The 13,934-nt window shown below is 56.0% G+C and carries 15 protein-coding genes; 6 read left to right on the plus strand and 9 right to left on the minus strand.

Annotation, left to right across the window (positions count from 1 at the left end; translation table 11 throughout):
* Positions 1–5 precede the first annotated feature (5 nt).
* The gene (gene herA / locus CDI07_RS07740) at positions 6–1,775 is read right to left on the minus strand and encodes a DNA double-strand break repair helicase HerA (protein WP_088181071.1); all 1,770 of its coding nucleotides are present in this window, start codon (positions 1,773–1,775) and stop codon (positions 6–8) included.
* A gap of 186 nt (positions 1,776–1,961) precedes the next feature.
* Here herA and rimI point away from each other — a divergent pair, with 186 nt between their 5' ends.
* Both rimI and endA read left to right on the plus strand, forming a co-directional pair.
* Complete coding sequence (rimI, locus tag CDI07_RS07745) at positions 1,962–2,465, plus strand: ribosomal protein S18-alanine N-acetyltransferase (RefSeq protein WP_088181072.1); 504 nt, start codon at positions 1,962–1,964, stop codon at positions 2,463–2,465.
* Positions 2,462–2,977, plus strand: a complete 516-nt coding sequence (gene endA / locus CDI07_RS07750) for a tRNA-intron lyase (RefSeq protein ID WP_088181073.1) — start codon at positions 2,462–2,464, stop codon at positions 2,975–2,977. The genes rimI and endA overlap by 4 nt, the downstream gene beginning before the upstream one ends.
* Here the strand turns inward: endA and CDI07_RS07755 are convergent.
* The 3 genes from CDI07_RS07755 to CDI07_RS07765 all read right to left on the minus strand — a co-directional run bounded on the left by CDI07_RS07755 (position 2,974) and on the right by CDI07_RS07765 (position 5,679).
* Positions 2,974–3,786, minus strand: coding sequence for a DUF835 domain-containing protein (locus tag CDI07_RS07755; protein WP_088181074.1), 813 nt, complete (start codon positions 3,784–3,786; stop codon positions 2,974–2,976). The genes endA and CDI07_RS07755 overlap by 4 nt on opposite strands.
* 185 nt (positions 3,787–3,971) lie before the next feature.
* A complete protein-coding gene (locus tag CDI07_RS07760; RefSeq protein WP_088181075.1) occupies positions 3,972–5,159 on the minus strand; it encodes a glycine C-acetyltransferase in 1,188 nt (395 codons plus the stop codon).
* A 55-nt stretch (positions 5,160–5,214) separates the two neighbouring features.
* A complete protein-coding gene (locus CDI07_RS07765) occupies positions 5,215–5,679 on the minus strand; it encodes a metal-dependent hydrolase (RefSeq protein WP_088181076.1) in 465 nt (154 codons plus the stop codon).
* Between the two features lie 132 nt (positions 5,680–5,811).
* Between CDI07_RS07765 and CDI07_RS07770 the strand changes: the two genes are divergently transcribed.
* Together CDI07_RS07770 and CDI07_RS07775 are read left to right on the plus strand one after the other, a co-directional pair.
* Positions 5,812–6,714, plus strand: a complete 903-nt coding sequence (locus CDI07_RS07770; RefSeq protein ID WP_255373846.1) for a replication factor C small subunit — start codon at positions 5,812–5,814, stop codon at positions 6,712–6,714.
* 5 nt (positions 6,715–6,719) lie between these two features.
* Positions 6,720–8,204: a replication factor C large subunit gene (locus CDI07_RS07775; RefSeq protein ID WP_088181078.1), complete on the plus strand. Its 1,485-nt coding sequence runs from the start codon at positions 6,720–6,722 to the stop codon at positions 8,202–8,204.
* A 135-nt stretch (positions 8,205–8,339) separates the two neighbouring features.
* Here the strand turns inward: CDI07_RS07775 and CDI07_RS07780 are convergent, their stop codons facing one another.
* From CDI07_RS07780 to moaA, 4 genes are read right to left on the minus strand one after another with little or no spacing between them, the layout of a single operon-like run.
* Positions 8,340–8,675, minus strand: coding sequence for a DUF86 domain-containing protein (locus CDI07_RS07780; RefSeq protein WP_088181079.1), 336 nt, complete (start codon positions 8,673–8,675; stop codon positions 8,340–8,342).
* On the minus strand, positions 8,662–8,973 hold the full coding sequence (locus CDI07_RS07785) for a nucleotidyltransferase family protein (protein WP_226996561.1): 312 nt from the start codon (positions 8,971–8,973) through the stop codon (positions 8,662–8,664). Before CDI07_RS07785 ends, CDI07_RS07780 begins: the two co-directional genes overlap by 14 nt.
* 35 nt (positions 8,974–9,008) lie before the next feature.
* The gene (locus tag CDI07_RS07790) at positions 9,009–10,019 is read right to left on the minus strand and encodes a class I SAM-dependent methyltransferase family protein (RefSeq protein ID WP_088181081.1); all 1,011 of its coding nucleotides are present in this window, start codon (positions 10,017–10,019) and stop codon (positions 9,009–9,011) included.
* A gap of 40 nt (positions 10,020–10,059) precedes the next feature.
* The gene (gene moaA / locus CDI07_RS07795; protein ID WP_088181082.1) at positions 10,060–10,986 is read right to left on the minus strand and encodes a GTP 3',8-cyclase MoaA; all 927 of its coding nucleotides are present in this window, start codon (positions 10,984–10,986) and stop codon (positions 10,060–10,062) included.
* A gap of 127 nt (positions 10,987–11,113) precedes the next feature.
* Here moaA and CDI07_RS07800 point away from each other — a divergent pair, with 127 nt between their 5' ends.
* Positions 11,114–11,860, plus strand: a complete 747-nt coding sequence (locus CDI07_RS07800; protein WP_088181083.1) for a hypothetical protein — start codon at positions 11,114–11,116, stop codon at positions 11,858–11,860.
* Complete coding sequence (locus tag CDI07_RS07805; RefSeq protein ID WP_088181084.1) at positions 11,826–13,241, plus strand: ribonuclease E/G; 1,416 nt, start codon at positions 11,826–11,828, stop codon at positions 13,239–13,241. Before CDI07_RS07800 ends, CDI07_RS07805 begins: the two co-directional genes overlap by 35 nt.
* Positions 13,242–13,253: 12 nt before the next feature.
* Here CDI07_RS07805 and radB read toward each other — a convergent pair whose 3' ends face one another.
* Positions 13,254–13,934: a DNA repair and recombination protein RadB gene (gene radB, locus CDI07_RS07810; protein WP_088181085.1), complete on the minus strand. Its 681-nt coding sequence runs from the start codon at positions 13,932–13,934 to the stop codon at positions 13,254–13,256.

Raw genomic sequence — 13,934 nt, forward strand, 5'->3', positions numbered from 1 at the left:
ACACCTCAGAAGTCCAGCTCTATGCCCTCCTCCTCGTAGAGCTCCTCCTTCTTCTCCTCTGCCTTCTCGCGCTCCGCCCTTTCCCTCCAGCGCCTCACGACACCTATGTCCTCGCCCCCGTAGTCACCGCCGAGGGCCTTGAAGTTGTAGACCTTCACCAGCGCGGGCAGGCTTATGGCCTGACCTACTATCACCGCCTCGCCCTTGCCGAGGCCGGCTATGTCCCCCATAAGCTCCCCGCTCAGCTGCTCGCTGGCTTTTATGACGTAGTTCTGGTCGTTCGGGTTCACGATGCGCATTATGATTTTCGTGTTCGTCTGGCTCAGCACGTCCTCGTTGAGCCTGCTCGGCCTCTGGGATACGAGTCCCATGCCGACGCCGAACTTCCTGCCCTCCCTGGCTATCCTTCCGAGTATCCTCACGGTTCCGCCCTTCTCGCCGTGGGGTGCGAAGATGTGAGCCTCTTCTACTATTATGAGTATAGGTTCCGAGAGGGCCGGATAGCTCGCCTCGACAGAGCGGATGAACTTCTCAAGCTCCTCCACCTCTTCCGAAACGGCCGAGATTCTGCTTCCGTACTTTCTCTTGAGGTATTCGAGCCTCTTCCTGGCCTTCTCGTAGTCCATCCTGGTTTCGAACATCTTTTCGAGGAGCTTCGCAGCTACCAGCTTCATCTGGCCCTCGTCTAAGGGGCCGAGGTCTATGACGTTCACCATACCAGCTCTGATGGAAGCCACTATGTCTTCACTTGAGAGCAGATGGCCGTAGTTCCTCAGGAAGCGGGATATCTTCATCGTGAGCCTCGTTATCGTTTCCTTTTCGGCGGCCTTTATCTCGCCCAGGTCGCGGTACTTGCCGGCGTGGGGGTCCCAGTAGCTGCCGTACCCCTCGCTCGCCCACCGCTGGAGCAGGTCGAGGACGGCCTTGACTACCTCCCTCCCACCAAGGTTGGGGTTCTCGTGGAGAACCGTGTCCCAGGCTCGCAGCAGGTAGGAGCGCTGTATGGTTGCGTTGCTCTGTATCTCCATGAGGTCAGCCAGCTCCTCGCCGTCCATCGTCTCGGGCTGGATTCTCGCCTCGATGAGGTTGACGTATCTTGTGCCCGTGTTGGGAAGGCTCAGGCGCATGTAATCGCCGTGGGGGTCGAGAACGACGACCGTTCCCCTCAGCTCTTCCACCATCTTCCAGAGCATGACCGAAACTGTGTTGCTCTTGCCCGCTCCGGTAACGGCTAAAACAGCAAAGTGCCTCGAAACCAGCTCGTCGGCGTTGAGGTATATCGGCACGTCGTCCCTCAGGAGCAGGGTTCCAACTTCGATGAAGCCCTCCCCGCCGTAGTAGATCGCCCCGAGAAGGTCTGAGCTGGCTATGTAGACCTTGTTTCCGTTGGGAACGGGGACGCGGTTGGGGACTATCTCGGCCCTGTCGCCTCTGAGCTCTATCCTTCCCAGCACATGAACGGTGACTATCAGTGCTTCGTTCTCGCCTATGCTCTCTCCGTACTCCCTCAGGTCGAGGTCAAGGCTCGCGAAAGTGCTCTTCCCCTCACTGAGGAGCCAGTTGATGTTTTTAATCCCTCTGATGGTGCCTATCACCCACTCAACGTCGTCGCCCCAGCGGCAGTTCCTGTCCTTCGCCTCCTTGCACAGCCTTGCAACGACGAAGTCTCCAAACTTGAGGTCGCTATCGGGATGAGCGTAGAACTGGAAGGAGTTAACCGTGGCTTCACCAGTCACGATTCCAACCGGGTTGTTAAGGTCTTCAGCTATGCGCATAACATCACCTATCGGTTGACTTGGTTTTCGGGGGCTTTAAACTTTACTCCGGAAAGTAGGGGGGAGAATCAGCCAGGAATCCGGTCATCATCCCGCCGTCAGGTTCGAGAGTGCTCATCACGTGGGGTGGCCACCCCGGATGAAGTCTTCCTCAAGTCTTAAAAGCTTTGGCGCGTAGTCTATAACATGAGCGTGTCCGTTAGAGAAGCCGGTGGGAGGATTCCCCTGGCGATGGTCGTTATAAGGCCGGCGAAGCTGTTCGACATACCCGACGTCGTCAGGATAGAACGGCTCTCGTTCCGGGAACAGTACCCGCGGGGTGTTTTTCTGGTTTTTCTTGAGAACAACCCCGATACTTTCCTAGTGGCCGAGTACCGCGGGAGGGTCATCGGCTACGTGATGGCATACCTTCGTCCCGACCTGGAGGGGCACATAATGAGCATTGCCGTTGACCCCCAGTACCGGGGCAGCGGCATCGGTTCGGCCCTGCTTAGCGAGGTCATCGAAAGGCTCATAAAGAAGGGCGCCCGCTACATCGGTCTGGAGGTTCGTGTGAGCAACGAAAAGGCCATAAAGCTCTACGAGCGCTTCGGTTTCAGGCGCATCAAGCGCATAATCGGCTACTACGCCGACGGTGAGGACGCCTACTACATGCTGATGCCGGCCGACGAGTGGGGTGGAAGAAATTGAAGGAGCCGATAGTCTTTCAGCTCAGCGGGGACAGGGTCTTCAGCGAGCGCGAAAAGGCGATAAACCAGTTCTACAACAAGAGGTATTTCGGCGAGGTCGTGAACGGGAAGCTCTTTCTCTCGCTCATAGAAGCTGCCTACCTGATGGAGAAGGGCAAGATAAGGGTTTTTGATGGCGAGAAAGAGCTTTCTTTCAAGGAACTGGTCGAGCTCGGAAGGAAGCGCGACGACCAGTTCGACATAAAGCTCCTCGTCTACACCGACCTGCGCGACAGGGGCTACACCGTCAAGTCCGCCCTCAAGTTCGGCTCGCACTTCCGCGTTTACAGGCGCGGAATGGACGAGCACTCCCAGTGGCTGATATGGGTCGTCCCCGAGAACCTCCGCTTCAGCCCGAACGACATCACCGCCCGCGTGAGGGTTGCCCACGGCGTCAGAAAGAACATGGTGATGGCCGTCGTCGACGAGGACAACGACGTGGTGTACTACAAGATAGAATGGGTGAAGTTTTAGGACTGGGGCTTCATCCTCTCGAACTCCCTGTACATGAGGTTCACGGTTTTCTCGTCAAGGCTTTCCGCGTCAATGGGGACTATCACCACGGTGTTGTAGATGGTTGTGTAGTCCTTCAGGGTCGTGAGGAACTTGAAGACCGGGGCGAAACCGTTCTCGAGGATGAGGTACTCGACCCCATCGAGGAAAATAATCTTCGGATTGTCGGTCTTTCTCATGAAGTCAACCATCGCCTGGAGGAGGAACTCCAAGCGAGTGGGGGAAACGGCGTTTTTGTCCCTAACCGTGGTCAGCCACAGTACCGGGGTCTTTTCGATGTTCAGATGCTCTCTGATGACTTCCGGAGGATGCCTGGACACTATGAGCCCGGCCCTTCCGCGAAGGAGCCTCTCTATCACCGGGTAGCAGTTGGGCAGGTTGCACAGGTACAGCCCGGGCTTGAGGCTCTCCTGCTCTTCCTTTCCAGTGAACTCCACAACCGGGATGAGTTCGTACCTCTCCGTGAGGACTGTGAGGAGGCTCCACCATCCCGCGATGAAGATTACCGCGGCCAGGAGGGCCAGAAGGTTGCCTATCGAGTTCACCAAGTCCACCTGCTCAGGGGTCATGAGAATGAGGTTGTTGCTCCTGAGATCGAGGAGCAGGAAAACGGACTTGCCAAGGGCGCCCACAAAGAAGGAGAGCATCGCGTAGTCGTAGAACCGCTTGAGCTCCGGGTAGTGTGAGATGAACCGTTTTCTACGGCCGACGGTTATGAGGAACAGGCCTATGAATGCAACCTCCGCAAGCAGTGCGACGATTATCGCCATCGGCCACCACCGCTGATAACCCGGTTATTCCCCAACATGTTGTCTTCTCTCCAATAAATTATATTTTTCGGTGGTGCTTCGAAGTAATTGGACACCGTAAGTTCTAATTTTTAACATGAATCGGAGACAATGTTCGAACAAAGAACCAGTTTTGGTGAAAAATGTGAAAATTGAAGGGCCCGGAATCACTTCAGGAAGCCGGTCTTCTTTCCGAGGTCCTCGAAGGCATCCAGAACGTACTGGAGGTCCTCCTTGCTGTGGGCCGCTGAAGGCTCGAGCCTTATGCGAGCAGTTCCGAGCGGGACGGTCGGGTAGACTATCGCCTGAGCGAAGATGTTGTACTCGTCGTAGAGCCTCCGTGAGAACTCCTGGGCGGTCTTCTCGTCGTAGAGCATGACCGGCGTAATCGGGTGCTTGGTGTTGCCGAGGTCGTAGCCGAGGTCCCTCAGCCCGTTCTGGAGGAAGTGGGTGTTGTCCCAGAGCTTCTTAACTAGCTCGTCGCTGTGCTGGAGTATCTCGACGGCTGCAATGGCCGCCGCAACGTCGGGCGGGTTCGGGGCGCTTGAGAAGAGGAACGGCCTTCCCCTCTGCCTGAGGTACTCGATGGCCTCCTCCGGTCCGGCGACGTAGCCGCCGATAACACCGAAGGCCTTGCTCAGCGTACCCATCTCGAAGTCAACCTTGTCGTGGAGCTTGAAGTGATCGACTATACCCCTTCCGCTGTCTCCGAGGACACCCTCACCGTGGGCGTCGTCTATGTAGAGCATGGCATCGTACTGCTCGGCCAGCTCGGCCATCTCCGGGACCGGCGCGAGGTCACCGTCCATCGAGAAGACACCGTCGCTGACGATTATCTTCTTCTCCTTGTCCTTGTTCTCCTCGAGGCGCTTCTTGAGGTCCTCCATATCGAGGTGCTTGTAGATGACCTTTGGAGCACCGCTGAGGCGCATTCCATCTATGATGCTCGCGTGGTTGAGCTCCTCGCTGATGAAGACACCGTTGTCCTTCTTGGTGAGTAGAGCACTTAGAGCGCCGAGGTTGGCGTTGTAGCCGCTCTGGAATAGTATGGCTGCCTCCCTCTTCTTAAACTTGGCCAGCTTCTCCTCGAGCTCCACGTGGAGCTCCATGGTGCCGGCTATGGTCCTAACCGCTCCGGCACCGACGCCGTAGTCGAGGATGGCCCTTATAGCGGCCTCCTTTATCTTGGGATGTGCGGCCAAACCGAGGTAGTTGTTCGAACACATGTTGAGAACGCGCTTTCCGTCAACGACGACCCAGGGACCCTGGGAGCTCTCAAGCTTTCTAATGGTCACGTAAAGGCCTTTCTCCTTGAGCTCCTTGAGCTCTTCCCTAATCCAGTCGAGCTTCGCCATGAGAACCACCGGTGATTCTTGGACATCGAGGTATAAAAGTTTTGCAGTGCCCCAGTTAGTGCAGCCTAAGAACCATTACCGCCAGGGTGAGCAAGGCGAGGGCGACGCTGCCGCCTATGCTTATCTCGTACTCCCGCCGGGGATCGGGATACCTGGTCAGAACCTTGGGCTCTATCCTCAGCCCGTTGGTTCCTCCCCTTGCGAATATTTCGATTCCGTAGCCCCTCCTCATCAGGGGGTATGCGAAGGGAATCACGCCCGTGAAGAAGTCGAGGAAGATGTGGCTGAGCCAGCCTAGGGAGAAAAGGATGGCGTAGGGGTTGCCCGCGAGGTACGCCAGCCCCGTGATGGGAACCGCGAGGAGGAGAGAATGGAGGTACGACCGGTGCTCCCGTGTGAATGCGTCGAGGTCCGGAAAGACCGCTCCAATGATGATGGCGAGCACTAACCCAGCTGTGGGATTCGACGAGAGCGCGAGGTATGCCAACGCTGGTATCGAGGCGTGTTCGAGTGGGTCCATGGCAAAAGGCTTAATACCTCAAAGGCTCATAAGCCTTTAGGTAGGGTGATAGCTATGCCGGAGGAAGTTAAGGAGGTTAAAATCCTCGAGAAGCCTTGGGTTGAGAAGTACAGGCCTCAAAAGCTCGACGACATGGTCGGGCAGGATCACATAGTCAAGAGGCTCAAGCACTACGTTAAAACCGGTTCCATGCCGCACCTTCTATTTGCCGGACCCCCGGGCGTTGGAAAGACCACCGCGGCTCTGTGTCTCGCGAGGGAGCTCTTCGGCGAGGGCTGGAGACACAACTTCCTTGAGCTGAACGCGAGCGACGAGCGTGGAATAAACGTCATCCGCGAGAAGGTTAAGGAGTTCGCGAGAACTAAGCCGATAGGCGGGGCGAGCTTCAAGATAATCTTCCTCGATGAGGCAGACGCTTTGACCCAAGATGCTCAGCAGGCCCTGAGGAGAACGATGGAGATGTTCTCGAACAACGTCCGCTTCATCCTGAGCTGCAACTACTCCTCAAAGATAATCGAGCCGATACAGTCGAGGTGCGCCATCTTCCGCTTCAGGCCGCTGAGGGACGAGGACATAGCGAGGCGCATAGAGCTCATAGCTGAGAACGAGGGGCTTGAACTGACGGAGGAGGGACTCCAGGCGCTCCTCTACGTTGCAGAGGGCGACCTCAGAAGGGCCATAAACGTCCTGCAGGCTGCTGCCGCCCTTGACACCAAGATAACCGATGAGAACGTCTTCCTCGTTGCCAGCAGAGCTCGTCCGGAGGACGTCAGACAGATGATGCAGCTGGCCCTGGAGGGCAACTTCCTCAAGGCCAGGGAGAAGCTCAGGGAGATACTCCTCAAGCAGGGCCTGAGCGGCGAGGACGTTCTCATTCAGATGCACAAGGAGGTCTTCAACCTGACCATACCCGAGGACAGGAAAGTTGCCCTGGCCGACAAGATCGGAGAGTACAACTTCAGGCTCGTGGAAGGAGCGAACGAGATGATACAGCTTGAGGCTCTGCTGGCCCAGTTCACCCTGATGGGTAAGTGATGGCCATGCCGCGGGACGTTCCTTGGGTTGAGAAGTACCGGCCGAGACGCCTGGGGGAGCTGATAAACCAGACCAAGGCCCTGGGACAGGTGAAGGCATGGATAGAGGCGTGGCTCCAGGGCAGTCCGCCGAAGAAGAAGGCGCTGATCCTGGCCGGCCCTCCGGGAACAGGTAAGACTGCGACGGTGTATGCCATAGCCCGGGAGTACGGCTTCGAAATAATCGAGCTCAACGCCAGCGACGAGAGGACATACGAGAAGGTGGAGCGCTACGTTCAGGCTGCCTACACCCTCGACATCCTCGGGAAGAGGAGGAAGCTCATATTCCTCGATGAAGCCGACAACATGGAGCCGAGCGGGGCGAGGGAGATAGCGAAGCTGATAGATAGAGCCAGAAATCCGATAATCATGAGCGCCAATCACTACTGGGAAGTCCCGAGGGAGATAAGAAACAAGGCCCAGATAGTCGAGTACAAGCGCCTGACCCAGAGGGACATCATAAAGGGACTCGTGAGGATCCTCCACGCGGAGGGCCTGACGGTTCCGAAGGAGGTGCTCTACGAGATAGCCAAGCGCGCCAACGGTGATCTGAGGGCTGCAATAAACGACCTCCAGACGGTTGTGTCCGGCGGGATAGAGGATGCCGTCGACGTTCTCGCCTACCGCGACACGGAAAAGAGCGTCTTCCAGGCTTTGGCTCAGCTCTTCGCAACCGACAACGCCAAGAAGGCCAAGCTGGTCGTTCTCGGCGTTGACATGTTCCCCCACGAGCTCCTCCAGTGGATAGACGAGAACCTTCCCTACGTCTACTACAAGCCCGAGGACATAGCGAGGGCCTACGAGGCTCTGAGTAGGGCGGACATATACCTCGGAAGGGCGCAGAGGACGGGGAACTACGGCCTCTGGAAGTACGCCACGGACATGATGACGGCAGGGGTTGCGGTTGCTGGCGTTAAGAGGAAGGGCTTCGTGAGAATTTATCCACCCAAGACCATAAAGCTCCTCACGGAGAGCAAGGCCGAGAGGGGACTAAGGGACTCGGTGCTCAAGAAGATAATGAAGGAGATGCACATGGCGAAGCTCGAAGCCCTGGAGACCCTCAACGTCCTGAAGGCAATATTCGAGTACAACCCAGACATGGCGGCGCACTTCGTCGTTTACCTCGACCTTGACCTCAAGGAGGTCGAGTTCATAGTCGGGGACAAGGAGAAGGCCAGGACTATATGGGGCAAGAGCATGAACATCGAGAAGAAGCTCAAGGAGCGCGGTGAGCTTGAGGAGCACGTGAGGGTTGCCGCTGAGAAGGAAGAAGAAATTGAGCCCACGGAAGAGGAAGAAGTCGAGGAAGAGGCGGAGGAAGAGATAAGCGAGGAAGAGCTTGAGAAGGCCGAGGAGGAAATGGAAGCCGTCGAGGAAAGCGGGGAGAAGATAGACAAGCCCAAGAAGAAGGGCAAGCAGGCGACGCTGTTCGACTTCCTCGGGAAGAAGTGATGGCCAGATTTTATATTCTTTGCAATACAAATTTTTGGTGTTTTTGTATTCCGCGGAATATAAGATTCGGCTCCCCGGCGAGAAAACGGTGGAGTACGCCCCGCTGGGAGATTTTTGCTGGAAGTTTGAACGGGGTCACAACTCCTCTGCAAGTTTTTCCATCTTGATTTTTAGCTCTGGTAGCTTGTTCCTCACAACGTCCCAGATAAGCTCCACATCTACACCAAAATACTGATGGATGAGAATATTCCTAAGGCCGATTATCTTGCGCCATTCTATCTCTGGATGTCTCTCCCGGATTTCTTCTGGGATAGCCCGACAGGCTTCACCGATTATTTCAAGGTTTCTCACAACAGCATCAATAACCATCCCCTTGGCTCTGAACTCCTCTAAACTCAATTCTCCTGTGTATTCCTCGATCCGGGATATCGCTTCGAGGATATCTTCAACGTACAGTCTATAGTCCCTCAACGCTCACCGCCTCACTCCATACGTACTTCCGGACTCTCGGCTTGAGGGCCTCGATCGTTATCAGATCAACCTCGACTCCGAGGAGGTCTTCGAGGAAGAACTTGAGCTCCATGTAGTTGTCGAAGGTTTTTTTCCCTGGTTCAAACTCCACCAGGATGTCCAGATCGCTGTCTTCCCTTGCCTCTCCCCGCACGTAAGAACCGAAGAGCCAGAGGTGCCTAACCCCGAACTTCCGGAGTTCTTGGGCATGGGAGTGCAAAATGCTGAGTATCTGTACCAGTTCCATACGACTCTCCATCAAATCAAGATAATGCGATTGAGGTTAATAAGGATTCACCCAATCTCCACATCCGCACAGACCTTGAAAACGTGCGGCTTGAAGTCGCTCACTTTTTTGATCCTGACGGTGCAGTCCCTTCCGAGCTTCCGGCACTCATCGAGGATTCTCGCCCTGAACGTCTCGATCTCCCCCTCGTGGACGAAGTCGTAGTAGTGCAGCCATTTCTCTGCCCTGTCCAGAGTTAGGGTCAGGGCATCAACGCCCCTCGGCGTGGGGCTTATCACTCTGTCGTGGCTTGGAAGCTCCGGGAGAACCTCGAAGACATCCCCGTGAATGAACTCTATCTCGCCCCTCAGCTTCTCCTTGTTCAGCTCAATGTTCTCAAGGCCGAGCTCGTAGGCTTCCCTGTTCAGCTCCACCGCGGTGATTTTGACCCTCTTATAGCGCGCTATGACGATTGCGTAGGGCAGAACGCCGGCGAAGGGAATTAAAACCCTCTCGCCGTCGCGGATGAGCTGGGCCAAGCGGTACCGCTCACCCTTCATGCGCGGGTTGAAGAAGGCCTTTGAGAGGTCAACCTTTATCCGAACGCCGTTCTCTTTGTGAACCGTTTCCAGTCTCTTCTCTCCCCAGATTATCGAGTAGTCCCTTATCCTGAAGGCACCCTCGTGGAACCCCTTTTTGGCAATGACCTTCAGAAACGGGTGGACCTTCCTCAGGCCCCAAACTATGTCCTCAATCCTATGCTCAAGCTCCGGCGGTATCTGGATGACCGCTATGTCGCCTATCACGTCGTAGCGCCTCAGGTAATTCAGCTCTTCTCTGCTCAGCCTCTCGGCGAGGACGCTCTCAAGGTTCTTGTATATCTGCCTCTCCGGCCTGAGCGGGAGTTCTAGCGGGAGAACCTCGTAGCCGAGCCTTCCAATCCGGGGGTCGTTGATAACCGGTAGGAGAACGTACCCGTTTTCCCTCCTCGGCCTCCTTTTGCCATCGTAGAGGCCGAGCTTCTTCAGCTTTCTCTTGACGGGTTCTGCCTCCCGCCTTGGAACCTTTACAGCCGGCAATCTCTCACCGGGAGGAGTTGGGAAAGGGGCTTAAAAACGCTTACCTCCAGTAGGGCTCGCGCATGAGAACGGCCTGTTTGAATATCTCGACGAGTTCGGCATCGCTCGCCCCGTTCCTCAGAGCAGTGGCGAAGTCTATCAGGTCGTTCTTCCTCAGCAGGCAGGTCTTGAACTTGCCGTCGGAGGTGACCCTTAGGCGGGTGCAGTTGGCGCAGAAGACCGTGTTGTGCATCGCCCTGACGACCTCAACCTCGGCGATGCCGTAGTCGGTCGGGATGAAGTACTTCTTCCGCCTGTGCATCCGTCTCTCCCTGGTCTCCACCGCCATCTCCTCGAGCTTCTTTTCAACCGGTTTGAGGGGGTAGAAGTACTTCCTGAAGAATCTCGTCTCCGTGAACTCCCTCGGGGCTTCGAGTTCTATGAGCTGGAGGATCGTCCCGGTCTTCGCCGCAAAGTCCACCATGTCCCATATCTCGTCGTCGTTTAGGCCCTTCATCACCGTCATGTTGAGCTTCACGGGACTGAGGTACTTCACGGCCTCCTCGATTCCCTCGATAACGACGTCGAGCATGTCAACGCCGGTGATTCTCCTGTAAACCTCCGGCCTCAGGCTGTGGAGCGAGACGTTAACCCTGTCGAGGCCGGCTTTTGCGAGGGGCTTTGCCAGCTCCTTTAAGCGACTTCCGTTGGTCGTCATGGAGAGGTCCACCACGTACGGCTTGATTCGCCCGACTATCTCGATTATATCTTCCCTTACGGTTGGCTCACCGCCGGTAAGCTTGACCTTCCTTATTCCAAGGCGCGAGGCTATCCTCACGATTCTCTCTATCTCTCCAGGTGTCAGTTCGAGCCTCGCGTTGAAGTGCTGCCCCTCCCTGTGGCAGAAGAAGCAGCGGAAGTTGCAGTCCTGGGTGAGCGAAATCCTGAGGTTCGTTACTGGCCGGCCAAAGCGGTCGTAGAGGGTCATTCAACCACCGGGGTGATTAGTTTTTTGGCTTAAAAAAAGGTTTTGGATAAGCGTTTTTGTTTAACTCATTCCCATCGAAAACTACAAGTAGGGGGAGGCGCAAGATTAAGCCCAGGGGGTTTTCCGCATGAACGTTGAGGAGGTTAAGGCCCAACTTTCACATCTTGAGTCGCTTCACTCCACTTTTGAGCGGCAGTTTCCAACCATCTACGAGGAACGGGACGGAGAGGCTCTTCTGGAGAAGGTGAAGTCCCTGTACAACATATCGAGGGAGAAGCTTGAGATAGCGTCATCTCTGTACCGTGAGATGGGGAGCTTCGGCGGCCACATAGAGGAGCAGGCGAAGGAACTGTACCGCAACGAGTACCAGATGAAGTTCCGCCTTGAGGAGATACTCTCTCTCCTAGTCAAGGAGCACGACTACGACACCAGGATAAAGCTCTCAACGGCCCTGGACCGGCTCGTCCAGTTCCACAGGGTTTACGACTATGCAGTTAGAAAGGCACTGGGCGAGATGCTCCGGGAGGTCGAGGGGCTGAGCCTTTTGGCCGGGGGCGAAAAGGAGAAAAAGGTACCCGTTGGTATAATGGAGGAGCTCAGGAAAGTTAAGAAACTTGAGGCCGAGCTTGGAATCTTAAAGGTTTTCCTGCTCAGGCTTTACACTCATCCCGGTGATGTGCATAAGGTTGAAGAGGCGCTGAGAGACTGGCACTCCAGGGGACTGCTCTGGGTCGAGGCGAGAAACGTTGAGAAACTCAGCGGCGTCGAGGACGCCGAGGATATACTCGAGGGACTCACGCTCATCGGAGTGGTGGAAAAGAAGATGAGGGGTGGTGAAGGTGTCTACAGACACAGGAGTTTCAGTTCGAGTTAGGGGCATCTACAGCACGGCCCTTACAAAGCTCTTCCTCGACAGGGGCTTCGGAATCTCGCAGCCCAGCAACAGGATCGTCGAGCGCTTCAACCTCGAAAAGACCTACGACGAGTTTGATGTTGATGTTTACGACAAGAAGGACCACCACGGGGTAATCCTCGTTGGAACGAAGGTTGAGGAGGTTAAGGCTGCCCTTGAGGACGAGCTCATAGACGTTTTCTTTAGGAAGCTCCCCTACCAGCTCTACGGAATCTACAAGGGAATGGTAGTCAAGAAGGACGAGCGCTACGTCTACATAGACATCGGAAGCGCCATCGGAACCGTGGTCGCCAGCGAACTGCCGCGCGCGATGGAGGGCGATGAGGTTCTCGTTCAGGTTAAGAAGCACAACCTCCTTCCCCAGCTGAGCGTCACGCTGACGATTCCGGGCGACTACGCGGTTCTCATCCCGAAGCCGATAGGGGCGCAGAGGCACGTCAAGATATCCAGAAAGATAAGGGAGCAGAGTGAGCGCGAAAGGCTTCGCATCCTCGGCCTCAGCATAGACCTGGGTGAGTGGGGAATCCTCTGGAGGACGGCTGCAGCTTATAAAGACTGGAACACCCTCCGGGACGAGATAATAAACCTCTCCAAGCTTGCTGACCGGCTCAAGAAGGCGGACTCCTACACGGCCCCCTCCCTCATAATCGAGGGGAGGAACATATACGAGGTTGAGTTCGGTGGGGGCGCAAAGAGAAAGCTCGACGAGATAAGGAACAAAGTCGTTCCGACCGTTGAGGGCCACCACCAGCTGAAGGCCTACGATCCCGAGCTGAGCTTCGCGGTGGAGATAGCGGAGGGAATCCTTTCGAAGGTTCCCGGCCAGAGGGAAAAGGTGAAGACGGGCTTCTGGGAGGCTCTGATAACCAACAAGGGGCCCAAGAGGGGGTGGCTCTTCAGCCTTGAGCACTACAAGCCCGACGGGCAGAGGATAAAGATAGGGCCCGGTGAGATAACCGAGGTTTCTATGAATCCGCTGAAGATAACCTTCAAGCGCCACCTCAAGCCCGGCAAGTTCTACGACGGCCTGGACATTCCCATAGAGTTCGGGGACTACGTCATAACTGAGATAGAGTCCGGAAAGTGGTGGTTCGTGCACCGCTACTACGACCGCAACGGCAACCTCAAGGGCGAGTACTACAACATCAACACGCCGGTGGAGATATACCCGGACAGGGCGCGCTACATCGACCTCGAGGTGGACATCGTCAAGTGGCCGGACGGCAAGAAGGAGATAATAGACAAGGAGAAGCTGACCGAGCACTATGAGGAGGGCATCATTACCGAGAAGCTCTACAAGGCGGTTCTCAGAATAGTTCAGGAGGTCTACGAGAGGGTTTAGTTCCTTTTCTGTTTACTCCCCTTCTTCACCGCTCAGGGCTTCCTCGATACCTTTCTCCGTTATCCTGAAGTAGACCATTCCCCCCTCGGGCCTGAACCTGTGTCTCTCGAGCACGGCCACCCTCATTCCGGGCGTGTTGAGCTTGTCGAGCCTGAGGATGTCCTTGGTCCGGTAGTTGAGGGTGTGCTCGGCAACGGGCTTCATCCTCTCCGCCCGGCTGTCGAAGTGGACCTGGTTGATAACTATCACCGGAATGCGGTTTCTCCTGGCTATCCAGAGGAGAACCTGGAGCTGTTTACCGAGTTCAGCGGTGAGGTTCCTTCTGTGCTCCTCTACGCGGTAGTGGGCCGTTATGGAGTCAACGACCACGAGGGAAAAAGACCCGTCAACGATTTTCTTCAAGCTTCCGATGGTGCGCCTCTGCTCCTTGAAGTCCGATGGCGTGAAGAGGATGAACCTCTGGAGCGCCTCCTCGGGGTCTAAACCCCTCACCTCGGCCATTTGGCTCAGTCTCTCGGGAGAAAAGCCCCCCTCGGTGTCGACGTAGGCAACCTTTCCGGGACTCAGGAGGCCGACCTGCACGGCGAGCGTCGTCTTTCCGGTGGCGAAGCTCCCGTAAATCTGGGTCAGTACCTCCTCGGCTATTCCGCCGCCGAGAAGCTCGTCGAGTGATTTTACCCCCGTGGTGAGCAT

Origin of the sequence: Thermococcus sp. 5-4, assembly GCF_002197185.1 — an archaeon.
Lineage (GTDB): Archaea > Methanobacteriota_B > Thermococci > Thermococcales > Thermococcaceae > Thermococcus > Thermococcus radiotolerans.